The organism is Staphylococcus sp. HMSC069D12, from assembly GCF_001810405.1.
In the GTDB taxonomy this organism is placed as follows: domain Bacteria; phylum Bacillota; class Bacilli; order Staphylococcales; family Staphylococcaceae; genus Staphylococcus; species Staphylococcus haemolyticus.
Genome location: NZ_KV801100.1, coordinates 23,656 through 41,373, shown reverse-complemented (window position 1 = coordinate 41,373; position 17,718 = coordinate 23,656). Strand labels below are relative to the sequence as shown.

Annotated in this window: 16 protein-coding genes, 1 pseudogene and 2 riboswitches; of the genes and pseudogenes, 2 read left to right on the top strand and 15 right to left on the bottom strand. The window is 33.2% G+C overall.

The window, feature by feature from the left end:
* From HMPREF2737_RS03295 to HMPREF2737_RS11565, 12 genes are all read right to left on the bottom strand, one after another.
* The coding region (locus HMPREF2737_RS03295; protein ID WP_070650042.1) for an assimilatory sulfite reductase (NADPH) flavoprotein subunit at window positions 1-1,861 on the bottom strand (1,861 nt) is incomplete at its 3' end.
* 173 nt (window positions 1,862-2,034) lie between these two features.
* A complete protein-coding gene (locus tag HMPREF2737_RS03290; RefSeq protein WP_037538321.1) occupies window positions 2,035-2,766 on the bottom strand; it encodes a phosphoadenylyl-sulfate reductase in 732 nt (243 codons plus the stop codon).
* A gap of 196 nt (window positions 2,767-2,962) precedes the next feature.
* The gene (locus HMPREF2737_RS03285; RefSeq protein ID WP_037551513.1) at window positions 2,963-3,499 is read right to left on the bottom strand and encodes a hypothetical protein; all 537 of its coding nucleotides are present in this window, start codon (window positions 3,497-3,499) and stop codon (window positions 2,963-2,965) included.
* 453 nt (window positions 3,500-3,952) lie between these two features.
* Window positions 3,953-5,071, bottom strand: a complete 1,119-nt coding sequence (locus HMPREF2737_RS03280) for a hypothetical protein (protein ID WP_037551512.1) — start codon at window positions 5,069-5,071, stop codon at window positions 3,953-3,955.
* Window positions 5,068-6,267 carry a hypothetical protein gene (locus HMPREF2737_RS03275; protein WP_037551511.1) on the bottom strand — a complete coding sequence of 400 codons (1,200 nt, stop codon included), beginning with the start codon at window positions 6,265-6,267 and terminating at the stop codon, window positions 5,068-5,070. Before HMPREF2737_RS03275 ends, HMPREF2737_RS03280 begins: the two co-directional genes overlap by 4 nt.
* A 359-nt stretch (window positions 6,268-6,626) precedes the next feature.
* Window positions 6,627-6,728, top strand: a riboswitch (TPP riboswitch).
* 342 nt (window positions 6,729-7,070) lie between these two features.
* Window positions 7,071-8,075 carry a DUF4064 domain-containing protein gene (locus HMPREF2737_RS03270; RefSeq protein WP_037551510.1) on the bottom strand — a complete coding sequence of 335 codons (1,005 nt, stop codon included), beginning with the start codon at window positions 8,073-8,075 and terminating at the stop codon, window positions 7,071-7,073.
* An 89-nt stretch (window positions 8,076-8,164) separates the two neighbouring features.
* Complete coding sequence (locus HMPREF2737_RS03265; protein ID WP_037551508.1) at window positions 8,165-10,156, bottom strand: ABC transporter permease; 1,992 nt, start codon at window positions 10,154-10,156, stop codon at window positions 8,165-8,167.
* Window position 10,157: 1 nt separating this feature from the next.
* Complete coding sequence (locus HMPREF2737_RS03260; RefSeq protein ID WP_037551507.1) at window positions 10,158-10,907, bottom strand: ABC transporter ATP-binding protein; 750 nt, start codon at window positions 10,905-10,907, stop codon at window positions 10,158-10,160.
* Between the two features lie 174 nt (window positions 10,908-11,081).
* Window positions 11,082-11,978: a sensor histidine kinase gene (locus tag HMPREF2737_RS03255; RefSeq protein WP_037551505.1), complete on the bottom strand. Its 897-nt coding sequence runs from the start codon at window positions 11,976-11,978 to the stop codon at window positions 11,082-11,084.
* 2 nt (window positions 11,979-11,980) lie between these two features.
* Window positions 11,981-12,649: a response regulator transcription factor gene (locus tag HMPREF2737_RS03250; RefSeq protein WP_037551504.1), complete on the bottom strand. Its 669-nt coding sequence runs from the start codon at window positions 12,647-12,649 to the stop codon at window positions 11,981-11,983.
* 29 nt (window positions 12,650-12,678) lie between these two features.
* Entirely contained in the window at window positions 12,679-12,843 is a 165-nt protein-coding gene (locus HMPREF2737_RS11570) for a hypothetical protein (protein ID WP_176744058.1), read from the bottom strand.
* 185 nt (window positions 12,844-13,028) lie between these two features.
* A complete protein-coding gene (locus HMPREF2737_RS11565; protein ID WP_176744057.1) occupies window positions 13,029-13,199 on the bottom strand; it encodes a hypothetical protein in 171 nt (56 codons plus the stop codon).
* Window positions 13,200-13,271: 72 nt separating this feature from the next.
* Window positions 13,272-13,372, bottom strand: a riboswitch (SAM riboswitch).
* 225 nt (window positions 13,373-13,597) lie between these two features.
* Here HMPREF2737_RS11565 and HMPREF2737_RS03245 point away from each other — a divergent pair.
* Window positions 13,598-15,073: an alkaline phosphatase gene (locus HMPREF2737_RS03245; protein ID WP_037551502.1), complete on the top strand. Its 1,476-nt coding sequence runs from the start codon at window positions 13,598-13,600 to the stop codon at window positions 15,071-15,073.
* An 89-nt stretch (window positions 15,074-15,162) separates the two neighbouring features.
* On the opposite strand, the gene HMPREF2737_RS03240 is transcribed toward HMPREF2737_RS03245, so the two are convergent.
* From HMPREF2737_RS03240 to HMPREF2737_RS11195, 3 genes and pseudogenes are all read right to left on the bottom strand, one after another.
* The gene (locus tag HMPREF2737_RS03240) at window positions 15,163-16,110 is read right to left on the bottom strand and encodes an LCP family protein (protein ID WP_037551499.1); all 948 of its coding nucleotides are present in this window, start codon (window positions 16,108-16,110) and stop codon (window positions 15,163-15,165) included.
* A 19-nt stretch (window positions 16,111-16,129) separates the two neighbouring features.
* Window positions 16,130-16,348: pseudogene (locus HMPREF2737_RS03235) on the bottom strand (DegT/DnrJ/EryC1/StrS family aminotransferase); the annotation flags it as partial.
* A 400-nt stretch (window positions 16,349-16,748) separates the two neighbouring features.
* Window positions 16,749-16,850 carry an SE2200 family small protein gene (locus HMPREF2737_RS11195; RefSeq protein ID WP_016930637.1) on the bottom strand — a complete coding sequence of 34 codons (102 nt, stop codon included), beginning with the start codon at window positions 16,848-16,850 and terminating at the stop codon, window positions 16,749-16,751.
* 219 nt (window positions 16,851-17,069) lie between these two features.
* Between HMPREF2737_RS11195 and HMPREF2737_RS03230 the strand changes: the two genes are divergently transcribed.
* On the top strand, window positions 17,070-17,696 hold the full coding sequence (locus HMPREF2737_RS03230; protein ID WP_037551497.1) for an FMN-dependent NADH-azoreductase: 627 nt from the start codon (window positions 17,070-17,072) through the stop codon (window positions 17,694-17,696).
* The last annotated feature ends 22 nt before the right edge of the window (window positions 17,697-17,718 follow it).

Genomic DNA, 17,718 nt, shown 5'->3' with positions numbered 1-17,718 from the left:
CATCGCGTTGGTAACGTTTATCTTTCTTCATTTGTTTAAGGTAGGCTTCAGCATCTTCTTCAGATAAGTTTTGTTCTTTCATTAAAACATTGCGGATAGCTTGATGTACATCTTTCGCCATATGTTTTTCATCACCACAAATGTAAAGTGAAGCACCTTTTTGAAGCCATTCATTAAATTCTTTACTGCGTTCAGCAATACGATGTTGGACGTATACTTTTTCACCAGTGTCTCTTGAGAATGCAACATCCATTTTTCCTAGCACGCCGTCTTTCAACCATTCTTGCCATTCTGTTTGATATAGGAAGTCTGTTGTAAAGTGTTGATCACCAAAGAATAACCAAGTATTACCTTTAAATCCATGCTCTTCTCTTTCCTGCATGTATGCTCTAAATGGTGCAACACCTGTTCCAGGTCCAATCATGATAACTGGTGTGTCACCCTCTTTAGGGAATTTGAAGTTTGGATTGCGTTTCAAGTAAATTGGAACAGTGTCACCTGGTTTAATACGTTCAGCAAATTGAACTGAACATACACCTGAACGGTCACGTCCATGTGAGTTGTATCTAACCGCCCCAACTGTAATATGCACTTCATCTGGTAGCGCTTGATAACTACTAGATATTGAATATTCTCTAGGTGGTAATTTTCTTAATAATTGATATAAATTTTCTGGTTGAAGTTCTGTTGTCGCAAAGTCATTTAATAAGTCGATTAAGTCACGACCTTCAATGTAACTTTGAACCCATTCATTATCTTCAACCTTTTCATTAAGTTCTTCATTTTCAAAGAATGACGCCGCATTGATAAGAAGCGGTTTCGTTAACTTCGTAATTTCAAAATGAGTTGTTAAGGCTTCTTCTAATCCTAATGTGTCACCCTCATCTGAAATTTGAACTTGATCATTCGGATCCCAACCTAATGTGCTAATTAATAAATCAACTAAAGCTGGGTCATTTTGAGGTAGAACGACTAAACAGTCTCCAACTTCATAATCTTCACCGAAATTATCTAATAGAAATTCAATATGACGTGTTTCCTTATTTGAACCTTGTCCATTAAGGTTAATGTTTTCTAAGACTTCTGCTTGATATGGATTTGCTTTAGAGAATTTCTTTTCTTTCGCAGATTTAATTGATTCACTTACAATTTGTTCATTTTGGGTGCCTTCTGGTGCAGTATCTATCGCATTGATTACATTTGCCATCCACTTTTCAGCGTCTTCTTCATAATCAACGTCGCAATCCACACGATCATATATACGTTCAGCACCTAATTCATCTAGTTTTCTATCAAAATCACGACCTGTTTGACAGAAGTATTCATACGTTTGATCCCCTAATGCTAGAACTGAGAATCTCACACCTTCAAGTTTAGGTGCCTTACGACCATGAATGAACTCATGCAATTCAGCTGCATTATCAGGTGGATCCCCTTCACCTTGAGTAGAAGTGATAATGAATAAATCTTCAACATTTTTTAGGTTCTTAGGTTTAAATTCGTCCATTGCTTTCAATGTCACGTTATGACCTATATTTGATAAGCGTTCTTCAAATATTTCAGCTAACCCTTGTGCATTACCTGTTTCAGAACCATATAAGAGTGTAATTGCTCGTTTCTCCGGCGTGATGACAGGCTCGTTTTGTTGAAGCATTGCTTCTGTGCCTTCAATTAGACCATTTGCATTTGTTGAACTTGAACCTGTTTGTGATGGTACAGTTCCATTTGACGTCAATTGTTGATTAGCAACTAAGTATCCACTTAACCATACCTTTTGTTCAGGTGTAAGTGTTTGTAAGAGTTCATTAATTTGTGCCGCTTGTCCTTCTGTAAAAGGACTATTTGTAACACTTAAATTCAATTGTATCCACCTCTTATTCCGTAAAATAACAATCATTTTATAAAAGCTTTATACTACTTTTATTATGTAAGAAATATGTCCGTCTGTACACTATTGTCGGACATATTTGTAGATTTTGTTTAAAACATATCAGAGTACTATGTTTTATGGTTAAAAATTTTTATCCAAACGCATTATGGTTTATCAGCAACATGTAAGCCACATTCTGTTTTATCGAAATTCGACCAACGCCCTGCTCTAGAATCATCTGAGTCAAATACAGGAGCGGTACATGGGATACAGCCAATACTAGGATAATGTTGATCATGCAATACATTATAAGGTAAATCATGTTTCTTAATATAGTCCCAAACTTCATCTTCTGTCCAATAAATTAAAGGACACACTTTCACTGATTTGAAACGTTCGTCTTTATTAATAAAGTTCGTATTTGCACGTGTTGGCGATTGGTCTCGACGTAAACCTGAAACCCAAGCAACAGCGCCACCTAACACTTCTTCTAAAGGTTTAATCTTTCTTATATAACAGCATTGATTAGGATTATTCTTCCATAATGCCGGATTATATTTGTCAGCTTGTTCTTCAAGCGTTAAATCAGGCTTCTTCATTTCAATACGAAGTTTTGGAAAGCGTTCTTTCACTCTATCAATCAAGTCATACGTTTCTTGGAAATGTAAATCCGTATCTAGAAAGACAATTTGTGCATCTGGCTTAATCTGGTAAATCAAATCAATTAAAACCATACTTTCCGCACCAAAACTACATGAATAAACAATGGAATCACCATATGTGCGATACGCCCATTCTAATATTTCATAAGCGCCTTTAGTTGCATCGTCAGTAGAAATAGAATCAATGAAAGGGTCACCTTCAAAATTCTCATACGTAATTGTCGGTACTGACATAAACTTATGGTCCCCCCTAAAATTTCACAAATTTATTAATCTAATACCTATCAGAATTGTCAGAATAATATGTTACTACTTTATCGAGATTTTGCTATAAAGTCAAGGTTCTGAGGAGAATTATATAAAGAAGTAGGGAGTAGGACATTGATTCCATTTTGCACCCGTCACACTCCCTAAACGTTTCAACTTTTCCCTAGTAATGATTTTCTGGAATACACTGAATCAAAGCAATTTTATCGTTCTTTGTAGTTACTAAAATTTCAAAGCCATTATTTTTCACGGTATTATAAATATAACTTCCAGCATCATTATTTTTTTCATAATCACTGTATTTACTAATAAATGTTTGCTCATCAACATTTGAGGGTGACACGCCAATTCCTCTTACTACTTCAGTATTACCTTTCAATTCATAGACCACTGCTAAATCACCATAAATGGTATATAGATTATCCATGCCCACTTTGTGAAAAACACGATTGGATCTGCCATATCTTTTTTCCACTTCTGCTCTAGTCATGCCAGGTTTAATTCCCATGTAAGCATCCCTTGTATCCTTTTGCATAAATGACTTATGGAAATCCTCACTCATGACATCAATTTTAGATGCTTGTGAATGAATCGCATCTTTGTCTTTTTCATCTTCACTTTGTTTCGCTTTTTGCTTTTCTGCTTTAATAGGATCATTAGACACTTTATCGTCATCCGTTGTTTCTTTATCTTTCTTCAAATGCGCTGTTGTAGTCGTAGTCTGCTCCGTTTGTTTCCCTTCTTTTAAAAAGAAATGATAATAAGCAAAACAACAACTGACTATAATCCCAATAACAACTAAGCCAACTAATATAAATAGCCAAATGCTTGGCTTGCGCTCAGCTACCTCATATTGTGACTCAATTGAATCATCTTCAAATACGCGTAAATCATTGCCACATTTACTACAAAATCGTTACTCTTTAGTTATTTTATTACCACATCTAGGACAAAAATTCTTGATATTACCTTCCTTCACTTCATGTTGCTAAATCTAAGTAATTGTTGTGAATTTAGGACTCTTATTTGTTTTGACACCTACATTATATTTAATTTTAAATTAAGCACCAATTATTTTCTATAATCTTTTTATATAAATTTACCTAAAAAAACAAAGCCGAAGAAAGCTTCACGCTTCTCGACTTTAATCTCGTTATCCTTCATCTTTATCTCTATCATCATATCGCATTTGTTGTCGGTAACCATAAGTACTTTCTTTGATTAGTTGATCATTTAATAATCCTGCACCAATCGCACCTGCAACAGTTGAAATAGAAGCAGCAAACCAAGGAATACTTAGATATAAATCAATTCCAGCCGGTCCCTTTAACCCTACCTGTTGCCCTAAGAAATCAGATGGTAATAACACAAGTTCCGCAATTAAAAATAATGTGTAGAGAATAATGTAATAAATGATAATAGCTACAAAGAGCGTCATCACTGTAGTTAAGTTATATAACCATGTAATTCGTTTATTACGACTTTGTTTGACAGATTCCCACAAATCATGAGACATCATAATCCAAAGTAACATACCTAAGACTGCGATAATAGATATTCCAAATAGACGCCACATTGAGAATTCCATACTCATCTGCCACATAGTCGTAAATATTAAGCCAAATGCGCCAGTGGTAAAAGCAATTGCCACAATATTACTAAGGCTTGCCATCATATTAAGTGGATTATTTGCAAATGTCATACCACTCACAAGCCGAACCATTCCCATTGACCTAGTATTGGATAAATAGCGTAAATGATCATTACCTGTTTCATCTAAATGTACTTCAGTTTTATCAATTTTAGATAATGGAAATTGTTTGTTAACTGCATATGTTACATGATTATTGTCATCATAATCATTCTTTTTAGCTTCAGAATGATGTACTTCATTGATTATCGCAACGATGGCGTTCTTAAAACGTTTCTTAACTGGGCGCCAACCAAATGCAGGATAAGAAAAGACAACAGCACCATTCTTCTTATTGATGTCCAGTGCTAACACACGTTCATCATGAAACATAGGTAAATCTGTAATTGCAACGACATAGTCCCATTGTCGTTTATCATGATAATCTTGTATCTTTTTAAAAATTTTGCCAACGGATTCTGCGTAGCCTGTCAGAGGATCAACCACGAGATCCACTTTCCAGTCATGTTGGTTGTTATTCTGGTGAGATAAGATGTTCGGAATATCATCCATTAAACTCTCAGCTAATTTTTCTGTAACACCAGGAGCAACAACTAAACCGATTGTTTTAGCTTCATTCATGCGTCATCCTCCTCTCTATGATCTTGTTTTTTACCTTCATACTGTTCATCATCATTACTTTCTTTGTTTGATGAAGATTGTTCCACGTCATGTTGTGATACATCTTGTGATTGTTGTTCTTTTTTCTCTTTTTCCTCTTGTTGCGCTTCTTTATAACGATGATATTGGCGATAAGAATACGTAATACGTCGTATCTTCTCTTCATTTTCTACAGTTGAGCCCATTGCACCCGCTAATAAACCAAGCGATGATACAAACCATAATAATTTCAAATAATTTATAAATGTGAAATCAGAATTTGCACTCGTCCAACTATTAAATAAACTTACAGGTACAAATAATGAAACACTAATAGATAGTAATACATATAAAACTACGTAATTCATCAATGTAATGATGACTAAAGTAAGTAATGTCGTCGCGTTATATACATAGCGATAAACACGTTGAGACTTTGCTGTTTTTCCTTCAAATAACTGATGCGCGTATAATAACCATCCCGCCATACCTAATATAGAAATAATCATTAAGACAATAAATCTTAAGGTTGAATATTGAACACTTAACTCCCATGGCATAGAGAAGATAGAAACATATGTCCCTGTCGCAAATGCAACGGAAATAATCTTCTTAAAATTAAACAAATTCCTCCATGGCTCATTCGCTCGCGTTAAACCTAAAATAAGCTGCAACCATCCTAATATAAAGTAGCGATTAATATAACGTCTTTTCGAACTTTCATCTTCTCGAGGATCAACAGCTTTAGGTTTAATCAGTGGATGTACTTTGGGGCGCTCTTTCGTATTATTGTGATATAACTGTTCAACTAGTGCTGTCATACTCTTCACTAGCTTACGCTCTAAATTAATCCAACCTAACGCAGGTAATGAAAGCATAGAAACTTGCTTTTCACTATTAAAGTCACTAATCACAACTTTATTACCTGAGATACTTGGTAAATCTGTAATACAAATAACGAAATCCCAATCATATTCTTCCTTCAATTCTGCAGCTTTATCAATACTCTCATATACATCCTCAGCAGATCCTATTAATAAATCTACTTTACTCTCGAAATGCCATTCATCCACATCCTTAATCCGGTCATGTAAATGTTGTTGAATCTTTGGTATCGCATTATCGACGAGCTTATGTGCAACGCCTGGCGATGGCACTAATCCAATCGTAAAGGTCATGATTAACCTCCTTCCTCTTCTAATATTTGCTAAGTTAACTATTGATTATTTGTTTGAAAAATTATTAATTAACGGGGTCAAAATTATGCAATGTTCATTTTATGATAATAATAATACTTTTTGCAATTAAGGGAGTTGAACAGAATTAGTTTTGAATTCGCTTTTCAACTCTCGCAAGGATAACTAGTACTAAGAAGAGGTTAATTTTAAACTTATTATCAGTTCAGTCAGCTAATGCGAATTTGTATTGTAGACTTATGAAATTGTTTTATAATCGGCTCTTCACATTAACTCTAACTAGTCAAATTACAGTCTTGACTTCTAAAATTAAAAATACTAAATTAAATACATAGTATAAAAATATGCACTAGGGGTGTTTTCAAACTGAGATGGAGTCATACTCCAAACCCTTTGAACCTGAACTAGATGGTACTAGCGTAGGAAAGTGTGGACGAAATCGTAGATAACTTGATTAAGGTATAGATATGTCATGCCTTATTTCATATAAACTCACATCTATCATTTACGTAACTTTTCTATAGTGAAGGTTGCGTATTTTTTACTTTAAAAAAGACACAGAGGTGACCGCCAGGCAATTTTATCATAGTAGCAAAAATGTCATGTTGAAATAAGCATTGTCTGAGAGAAGCTTAGACTAGTAGTATTGTAGAAAATTCATTTTATTTATCCATATAATAGAAATTAACGTAAAGTCGGTGATGCTAACTTAGGGGCGTCACCGACTTCTTTATTGCAATTAAAAAGAGCGAGACATTCGTCTCACTCTTTAAACAACTCAACTATTAATATTTATATGGGTCGCTATCTTTTTTATCTTTCAATTTGTCCGCTTCATCACGTACAAAATCGTTATCTTTATGCTCATTTCGATCTTTACCAAAATCATTTAAATCTTTATGTGCTTCATCTTGATATCTATCACTATGAGAACCAAATTGACTACGTTCTTCATTGTGATGATTATGATTGTGCTCTTGATTTTGATTAAAGTTATTGTCTTTACGGTCATCTGAAGACCAATCTACATCATTACGACGGTTAAAGTCTTCATCTGAACGATGTAAGTCATCCCGACGATTAGACTCTTGATAATCATTACGCTCTAAATTAGAACGGTCATGATTATTATTGTCATAACGATTGTTATCATTGTGATTTGAATGGTTATGACTACCATTATGAACATCATCATTAGAATAATGTTCTTTAATATCTCTTTTTTCTTTCGCTTTATCTTCTTCATCTAAGATGAATGCATTGTTTTTAGCGTTAACATCTTTATCATCATGATGATTTTCACGACGGTTGTTATTGTCATAATAGACATTAGCGTAATTATCTTTTTTCTTACCTTTTCTTACAAGTAGCATAATACCAGCTACGATCCAAAGAATAAAACTAATCCAGTTAGACAATAATGCAATTAGACCTGCAATAATTAATAAGATACCTGCAATTTTAGGTTTTTTACTAATTAAAATACCGCCAATAATCGCTAAAATTAGTGAAATTACAGCACCCCAAGTTAAGAAGCTAATGAAACTACCTAAAGCATCAATACCTTGATTCAATTCTGAAGTAGATACTGAATTACCTTGCTTTTGAGATTCACTAATCATTTGATCTTTAAAGTTATTATTTCCCATTAAAGGTTTAAGAACTAAGAACATGATTGCAGCTATTGCTTGCAATACAACCCCTAGCCAAGTAAGGATATGTTCAACCGTGCGTTTAATCTTGTTATTTTGCGTGTGATGTAATGTATTATCGTTTGTTTGATTAGCCATTTTTACGCCTCCTTTTTTTGTTGTATACCCTACCGATGATTAGGTTACACTTAATTTTTAAAAAGTATGGCAAATTTTTAATACTCGATCTAGTGATATCGATTAACAATCATGTAATAAATACGCGATGTAATCCAATACATCAACGCATACATAACAACAACCGAAATAATAACACCGACATAACTTGTCACAAAGACACCAACGTGATTAACATTCAGAATACCTAACACGTTATATATTATTTTTGAAGCAAAGATAACATGAATCGTTGCGACAATAATTGGCAATGCAAATATCCATATAATTTGTTTGTTAATGGTATCTTTAATTCTGTCATCATCTATACCAACTTGTTGCATAATTTGATAATTCTTACGGTCCTCATATCCTTCTGCAACATTTTTATAATACATCATTAGAAATGTACCAATGAATAAAATGATAGACACTACCGTTCCAATAAAGATAAGTCCTCCATTAATTTCATATAATGTGCCCGCCACTTCTTTTTTATCATCAATACTCACTTTATAGCGTTGCATTAATTTATTTTTCAACTTATCAAAGTCAGATGTATGCTTTGTCATGATATTAAAATGCATAAATGTATTTTGAACTTTCTGCGTACCATGATGGTCATTCTTATCAGCATTGACATAATAATTGTTTAATTGTTGGAATGTCTTATCATCTGGAGTAATAATAGTTAACGCTCCTGGAACTGGATACGAATAATTATGACCATTTAACTGTTTAATATTGAATTGGTCCCCCATCATTGTTGCAGTTCTTAATTTTTTAAAAGGTTGATTTAAACTTTCAAATCCTAATTCCCCATGTTTCAACTTAACCTTCTTCGTATTTAGCTCATTATAATCGTGCTGTGTCATAATCACGAGATAGGTACTATTAATCGTCATATTATAATCTTTATTATTACGATGTTTAAATAATCCTGGTTGTTTGTAATCCACCGCAATCAGTGAAACTGCATTCTTCTTAAAGAAATCAACTTTAGCATGATCTTTAATATCACGTTCTAAATGACGTACTTTCTCCTGAGTCTTCTTATTATTGTGAAGATTTCCATCTATTGAAACTCTATATTGATCCGACATAATAGAATCGACCTGATTCGATATCCCTCGATAAGTTGAAATCGTCATACCCACAGTAACAATTAGAAATGTACTTAACATCGTGATACTTGCAAGTCCAATCGCATTTGAATTCATCCTAGACTGCAATCCTGAAATGGTAAAAAAGTATTTGGGGTTATAATACCATTTAGGGATTCGTTTTAACCAATCTAATAGTAAAACGCCTAACGATAAATATAAACAATATGTCCCAATCATAACCAAGCCAATTGCACCGAACAAATCATATAACGAGCGTAATACCATTTGATTAGAGAGCGCAATATGATAACTGCTAAATAACGTAACAACTCCAATAACTAGTAAAACGTATAATACAAATTTGGGTAACTTTCTTTCAGCTCTTTGACGTTGATGTATTAATTTAATAGGACTTTGGAATAATATTTTTAAATTGTTAATCAAGAAGAGAAATAACATTACCGCTGCTAAAATAATTAAAGTAATGCACATCGCTTTCACATCAAAAGGATAATCCAATAACGACATGCCCGTTTGATGCATTAATTTATTCATAAGCATAAAGATTAATACGCCAAAGAGATAGCCACCAGTTATACTGATAACCGCGATTAAAACATATTGATATACCATCTCGAAGAGCATAATCATCCGGAAATGTTTCTTCTCCATTCCAAGTATCATGTTCATTGCAAGTTCCTGTTGACGACGTTTCATCATGAAGCGGTTGGCATATAAAATAAATATAAAACCCAAGACACTCATAAAGAAATTTCCCACACCAATAAATATAGGTAATAGCTGACTTCGTTTTTGGACGTAGTCATTCATATTTAAAGATAACAGAATAAATTCCGTTGCGAACATGATGCTCAGTGCTAATATAAAGGGCATGATCACATGTCGCTGCATCTTGAAGTTTTGAGCAATCATCTTCCAGAGCATATGTATGGTCATGTTAGTACCCACTTTCATTCAGAATAGCCAAACTATCAGCGATACGCTTTTGAAAATCTTGTTGCGATTCTTCCCCTCGGTAAATTTCATGATACATACGTCCATCTTTAATAAATAATACTCGTTTAGCATAAGACGCATCGATAGTTGAATGAGTTACCATTAATATCGTTTGCGTATTATCATTAATTTCTCGAAATAGCGTCATGATTTGTTTCGAAGTCTTTGAATCGAGCGCACCGGTCGGCTCATCGGCGAGCAGTAATTCGGGTTCATTGATTAATGCACGACCAATCGCAATTCGTTGTTGTTCACCACCAGAAACTTGATACGGGTATTTAGAAAGTAATTTCTCAATACCTAATTTAGAACTTAGCGCATTCATACGCTGTTCCATTACTTTATGAGAGCGGTTAGCAAGCACAAGTGGCATTAAGATGTTATCTTGATTCGTCATAGTTGGTAAGACGTTGAAATCTTGAAAGACAAAGCCAAGATTATCACGACGAAAATGCGCAATTTGCTTATTACGTAACTTGCGAATATCTTGATTGTTAATAGTGATGTTGCCTTCAGACACTTTATTAAACGTTGCAATTAAGTTTAATAATGTGGATTTGCCTGAACCCGACTCACCCATAATGGCTACAAATTCTCCCTTATCAACTGTAAATGAAATGCCATTCAGCGCAGTAGTCGCATTTAAACCTCTGCCAAACGTTTTCTTTACATTTTTGACGTCTAATAACATCGCTTCAACCTCGCTTTCTTTAATAATTTTTTACAAAAATGGTCACAATGAAGATGTAATCCAATAATTTAAGACCTCATGTTCCTTTTGTTATCTCTATCATAAAACAAAAAAATGCCAACAACATTGATAATTTCTTACAAATGTTGTTGGCTAGCTTACAATATTGAAAGTTTAATTATTCTTCGGGAAATAAATACTAAATGCCGTACCTTTGTTCAACTCAGACTGTACATCTACATGATGATGTAAATGTTGAGAGATATGTTTAACAATAAACAATCCAATGCCTGATGAATTAGCATTCAATCGACCATTATATCCTGAATAGCCTTTATCAAAGATCTTCGGTAAGTCAGCTTGACTAATACCGACACCATTATCACGAATAGTCAATATATGCTGTTGTTGGTCAAACGTAATCCAAATGTCCTTACCTCGCGCATACTTCAATGCATTATTTAGAATCTGTTCAATCATGATCGAACACCATTGTGCATCAGTCAGAACTTCATCCTCACACCGTTCATAATGAATCTTTGTCTTCTGATCAATAAATTGAATAGAATATTTCATAATTAATGGACGGACAAGGTCATTAATCTTTACTTTTGAAAAGGACATATCCGTTTCTTGGTTCATCAATTTTAAATAACTTAACGCTAAACTTGTATAATTATCAATTTGAATAATTTCTTGCCGCACTCGATTGACGACATTATCTTCATTACGCTCTAACAACAATTTAGATGCTGTAATAGGCGTCTTCATTTGATGAACCCATGTTAAGAAGTAATTCTCCACATTAGCTTGATATTCAGTTTGATCACTTTTCACCTGTTGCAATTCATGTTCTAGTTCATGAATAGTGTCTCTCATCTGAACTTGTTCTCTAAACCCACTTAATTGTACTAACCAATAAATTATCATGATGAACAGCATTATTCCGGCACCTAATAGATACGCACTCAGTGGCAAATTAAATAGAAAAAAGATAAGTAAGAATAATAATATAAATGTGATAACTATAATAATTTCATTTAATATTGATTTAATAAAAGCTTTCAGCATAATTAAGACACCTTATATCCAACATTCTTCTTAGTTTCAATTAAATCTATAACACCTATCGATTGTAATTTCTTACGCAATCGTGTCATATTGACTGCTAAAGTATTATCATCTATAAAATTCTCCGACTCCCAACACTTTTCAATCAATGCGGTACGGCTGACATACTTACCTTCATTGCGGAACAACATATTTAAGATTTGTAATTCAGTAAAAGACAATTGAACCGATTCGTCTTCATGGTAAAGTGTTGCTTCATCTACAACAAGTTTGCAATTTTTAACAGTAATTTCATTATTAGACACTGCTAAATCATACGTTCTACGTAATAATGCTTGAATCTTAGTTATAGTTAACGATAAATTAAATGGTTTCTCGATAAAGTCATCGCCGCCCATTTGAATTGCCATAATTTGATCCATATTGTCGGTTCTTGAACTAATAAACATAATCGGTACATTAGAAGTCTTACGTATCTCCTGACACCAGTGATAGCCATTGAATGTCGGTAGATTGATATCGAGCAATACGAGTTGTGGTTGATTTGCATAAAATACGTCGATAATATTATCAAATTGTTTAGCCACGATGACCTCATAATTCCATTTCGATAACTCTTGCTCTAAACTTTCTGCAATGATAAAATCATCTTCCACGATGAATACTTTCATATTGCTCACCTTTCATTACTAATGATTTATTAAGCTTTGTGGTCGTCGTCATAATCAAGATTTGAAACTTTATTCTTTTCCTTTTCAAATTCTGCTTCTTTTTGCTCAGTTTTCTTTTTACGTTTACGTTCTTCCATTATTGATAATGCGATAAATCCAATGATGAGTAGTGGTGATAACATTACAAATATCATCGATTGAACACCTCTATATTTTATATTTGATTGATACATCGTCTTAGTCTTCATTTTACAACTTTACTTATAAAATGAACATCAAAAAACTGAAGCGATACCGAAATAATGACTATTTCAACGTACCGCTTCAATCATAATAAAGATTATAAATTTAATTGCGACTCATAAGTACAGATTAGACATTACTTTTTATTTAAGATGTAAGTTCTAATATCTTCTATTGAAGTACTGTCGTATATTTGTGTTTTGGCTTCTCCTATCTTAGCTACTCTCAACAAACTTCCACCATAGCTCTTTGGTGAATATTGCTCCCAATAGTCTAATTGTTCAAATAGCTCTTTCAATGTTTCCATAAGATTTACCACCTTTTCTAAATTTGGGTAAATAAAATAGCCCTCCTTAAATAAGAAGCGCTCACGGACATCTTCTTATCTTTCAGGAACTCCTGTTGGATTTAGCACCTCACGTCAAATGCAGTTGCTGGAGCTTCATAGGGCCAATTCCCTCCACTCACTCTTAATAAGACGAACTATTTTATTTATTGGTATTATAACTCACTTTTAACAATTATAAAAGTAAAACGTTTACAACATATGATAAAACTAAATATAAAATAAATTCTATTCATTAATAATTGTTTACAATTACTTTACTTAAAAATAACTTTATACTAACTGAAAATCAAATTAAATTTCTTAATATAAATAGTGTAACAACTACACAATATACATATTAGGGGGCTTTTTTTAAAATGAGTTTCATCAACAAATTTGGTAAAACAACAGTAGCAAGTTCAATCTTAGCTGCATCTGTATTAGGGACAACACACGTGTCATTCGCGTCAGGTTCTGGCGAAGGTAACCAAGGCCAACAAGGACAAAATGAAGATTACATGGCCATCGGTAACACAAAGAATCCTAAAAACGTTATTTTCATGGTCGGCGATGGTATGGGACCTGCATACAATTCAGCTTATCGTTACTATGCCGACAATCCAAATACTAAAGAATTAGATCAAACTGCATTTGACAAATATTTAAAGGGTACTAACCGTACTAACCCTAATGACCCTAAAGAGAACGTAACAGATTCAGCTGCAGGTGGTACAGCCTTTGCAACTGGTCACAAAACATATAATGGTGCAATTTCAGTAGATAATAATAAAAAGCCATTAAAATCCGTTCTAGAAAAAGCGAAAGAACTTGGCAAATCAACTGGTATTGTGACAACTGCTGAAGTAACAGATGCAACACCAGCCGTATATGCTGCACACGTTGATGACCGTGATAAGAAAGACGAAATCGCGCAACAGTTTTACAATGACAAAATTAATGGTCAACATAAAGCTGATGTTATTTTAGGTGGCGGTTCTAAATACTTCGGTAAAGAAAATGGTAATTTAACGGATAAGTTCCAAAAAGACGGTTATGATTATGTAACAAACAAAGATGAACTTGCTAATTCACAAAGTGATCAAGTATTAGGTTTATTCTCTGAAAAAGATATGCCTTTACAAATCGATGCACCACAAAGTAATCCATTATTAGTAGATATGGAAAACAGTGCCTTATCTAAACTAGAAAAGAATGATAAAGGGTTCTTCTTAATGGTCGAAGGTGCGTCTATCGATAAATCAGGACACCCTAACGACATTACTGGTGTTATGTCAGAAATGGGCGGATTTGAAAAAGCTTTCCAAAATGCAATAGACTACTCAAACAAACACAAAGACACTTTAGTTGTAGCAACTGCCGATCATTCAACTGGTGGTTTATCAATTGCTAAAGGGAAAGATTACGTATGGAATCCAGAAGCAATTCATAAAATGAAACACTCTGGTAGCTACATGACTAAACAAATTGCTGATGGCAAAGACCCAGAAAAAGTTATTAACGACGGCTATGGTTTCGAATTCCCTTCTAAACAAATGGATAAAGTTAAAGACGCTGCTAAAGAATTGAAAGAAGCTCAAGATAAAGCTAAAAGTGAAGACGATGAAAAACTAGCTGCAGCAACTACTAAACTTCAAGATGCGATTCAAAAACCAATCAACGATGAATCTCACACTGGTTGGACTACTTATGGTCATACAGGTGAAGACGTAAACACATATGCACATGGACCAGGTGAAAATAAATTTGCTGGTAATAATGATAATACAGATAGCGCAAAAAATATCTTTGATTTCTTTAATAACGATGTAACATCTAATCAAAACCAACAATAATTAAGACTAAAAATTTAAGTATAATAAAGGTTAATTGCAATTTAAAAGCACTTTGTCAATGATTTATATCATCGACAAAGTGCTTTCATTTAGTTAAGATTTAAGTTTTCTTTTAATTTCTCTTTAACTTCTTTTAGACTATTTTTATCAGGATAGAAGTAGTATAGATTGTCATCACCAAGTGCATTTTGACCGTTAATTGTTAAACGTTTAACATTGTCTTGTGCTTTATCATAGTCAGATTTGAAGCGATTTAACTGTACGAAGCTTAAATCTGTTTTCAAGTTATCTTGAGCAGCTTTGAATATACCGTTTAATTTAGTTACTGAGTTAACAGAGAATGCTTCTCTAGCAACTGCTGTAATTACTTGTTGTTGACGCAATTGACGACCTTCATCGCCACCAGCACCATCTTCCTTACGACTACGCATGTAAGCTAAAGCTTTTTTACCATCCATTTTGTATTGCGCACCTTTAGTGAATTGATAGGTATTGGTACTATCTTTAGTTATAAAAGAGCCATTACTCGTAATTGTAACTCCACCAAGTTCATCTACTACTGTTTTAACGCCATCCATATCAATAGAAATATAATGGTCAACAGGTACATCCATTAATTTTTCCAATGAGTTGACTGCCATTTTGGGACCACCATATGCATAAGCATGGTTAATTTTTTCGGTAGTTCCATGTCCAACAATTTTAGCACGTGTATCACGAGGTACACTTACCATTACAGTTTTTTTATCCTCTGGGTTAATTGACATCAAGACGATAGAGTCACTACGTTGCCCGAGATTTTCTTGCTGTCTTTCAGCATCGTCATCTATACCGTAAAGCACAACCGTCATAGGGTCTCCCTCTTTTGCTGCCTTTTGTCTTAATTGGGAATGATCTCTATCTAAGGATTCATTAATTGAATTATTTAATGAATGTAATTTCGTAAAGACAAAAATAGCTGCAGCAACAATAAGTACTAATAATATAATCAGTATTGTAATAATTACTTTAAAAGTAGTTGATTTCTTTTTTTTCATAATATTAATCACTCATTTTTTATAGACTTTTAATAATTTCAATCACTCGTGTTTGCTGCTCATCTGTCATATCAGAACCTGATGGTAAACATACTCCATGGTCAAATAAATAGGCACTGTTATCTATACCATCAACCATTATATAATCATAAGATTCAAAGTATGGTTGTAAGTGCATTGGTTTCCATACTGGACGTGCTTCAATATTATTTTTTTGTAATTGCGAATTAATTTTGTTTTTCTTCAACATTACAAAATATATTCTTTACATTCATCAAAACCATTACATTTTATCTTATAATATTAGTTAGAATTTACGTTAAAACTAATGTAACTATCATGTAAATATGCAATAAATAAACTACTTGCGTAATGAATTAGTAGCTTATTTATAAAAATTCATTTTATAGCTATGTAATTCCGAGTAAAACTTTCAGATTTCTTTATCCGTACATTATACAATTTTGAACGGTCAATATATGTCCTTATGCAATAAATTCATTATTTGTCTTAAAAAGTTATACTTACATTTATCCTCTTCCTCAATTAAGGTCTCTCCAACAAACAATAATTATGTAATTTACATAAATATAAAAAAGCCAAGATATTTCTACACAGAGATATCTTGGCTTAAAACATTAATATTCAATATTTGGCATTTCGTTTACTTTGTTTTGGTATTTTTTGAAACCAACATATGCAGCTACGCCTAAAACTACTGTAATTAATAATCCCTTCATGTCTGTCACTCCTTTAAGGTTCTACATTTATTAGATTTCTTAAATATTAAAATCTAAATTTACCTATATTATACACTTAAAATTGTTCATTTTTAAAGTCACGTTTAATTATCTTATACACCATTGGTCTGATTTTTCATGAAAAGTATTGTATTATTTTGAAAATCGAGTATATTAATTATATCGATTTCGAGATAAATATATATGAGGTGCACGACTGTGGCAAAATTATTATACATTACAGCACACCCATTAGATGAATTAGCTTCTAATTCTATGGCTGCTGGTAAAGCATTTATTGATTCATACAAAGATAATCATTCAAGTGATGAAGTGAAGCACATTGATTTATTCAAAGAAGATATCCCTGTTATTGATAAAGATGTATTAACTGGTTGGGGTAAATTAAGAAATGGCGATGAACTTAATCAAGATGAACAACAAAAAGTTGATCGTTTCAGTGAAATTTTAGAAGAATTCCTTTCAGCTGATAAATATGTTTTCGTTTCACCAATGTGGAACTTATCATTCCCACCTGTATTGAAAGCGTACATTGACGCAATTTCAATTGCAGGTAAAACATTCAAATACACTGCAGAAGGTCCTCAAGGTCTTTTAACAGATAAAAAAGTATTACACATTCAATCACGTGGTGGTTTCTATTCAGAAGGTCCAGCTGCAGATGTTGAAAGTGGCGACCGTTACTTAAGAACAATCATGACATTCTTAGGTGTACCTTCATACGAAAATGTAATTATTGAAGGTCATAATGCGGAACCAGAGAGAACAGAAGAAATTAAAGCCGCTTCAATTACTGAAGCACAAGAAATGGGTAAAAATTTCTAATAAGCATATTAAAAGGCATTGC

Bases quoted from the DNA above. Each gene is read 5' to 3' on its own strand.
- HMPREF2737_RS03290 (WP_037538321.1), bottom strand. From the start codon at position 2,766: ATGTCAGTACCGACAATTACGTATGAGAATTTTGAAGGTGACCCTTTC.
- HMPREF2737_RS03280 (WP_037551512.1), bottom strand. From the start codon at position 5,071: ATGAATGAAGCTAAAACAATCGGTTTAGTTGTTGCTCCTGGTGTTACA.
- HMPREF2737_RS03275 (WP_037551511.1), bottom strand. From the start codon at position 6,267: ATGACCTTTACGATTGGATTAGTGCCATCGCCAGGCGTTGCACATAAG.
- HMPREF2737_RS03270 (WP_037551510.1), bottom strand. From the start codon at position 8,075: ATGGCTAATCAAACAAACGATAATACATTACATCACACGCAAAATAAC.
- HMPREF2737_RS03265 (WP_037551508.1), bottom strand. From the start codon at position 10,156: ATGACCATACATATGCTCTGGAAGATGATTGCTCAAAACTTCAAGATG.
- HMPREF2737_RS03260 (WP_037551507.1), bottom strand. From the start codon at position 10,907: ATGTTATTAGACGTCAAAAATGTAAAGAAAACGTTTGGCAGAGGTTTA.
- HMPREF2737_RS03255 (WP_037551505.1), bottom strand. From the start codon at position 11,978: ATGCTGAAAGCTTTTATTAAATCAATATTAAATGAAATTATTATAGTT.
- HMPREF2737_RS03250 (WP_037551504.1), bottom strand. From the start codon at position 12,649: ATGAAAGTATTCATCGTGGAAGATGATTTTATCATTGCAGAAAGTTTA.
- HMPREF2737_RS11570 (WP_176744058.1), bottom strand. From the start codon at position 12,843: ATGATATTTGTAATGTTATCACCACTACTCATCATTGGATTTATCGCA.
- HMPREF2737_RS11565 (WP_176744057.1), bottom strand. From the start codon at position 13,199: ATGGAAACATTGAAAGAGCTATTTGAACAATTAGACTATTGGGAGCAA.
- HMPREF2737_RS03245 (WP_037551502.1), top strand. From the start codon at position 13,598: ATGAGTTTCATCAACAAATTTGGTAAAACAACAGTAGCAAGTTCAATC.
- HMPREF2737_RS03240 (WP_037551499.1), bottom strand. From the start codon at position 16,110: ATGAAAAAAAAGAAATCAACTACTTTTAAAGTAATTATTACAATACTG.
- HMPREF2737_RS11195 (WP_016930637.1), bottom strand. From the start codon at position 16,850: ATGAAGGGATTATTAATTACAGTAGTTTTAGGCGTAGCTGCATATGTT.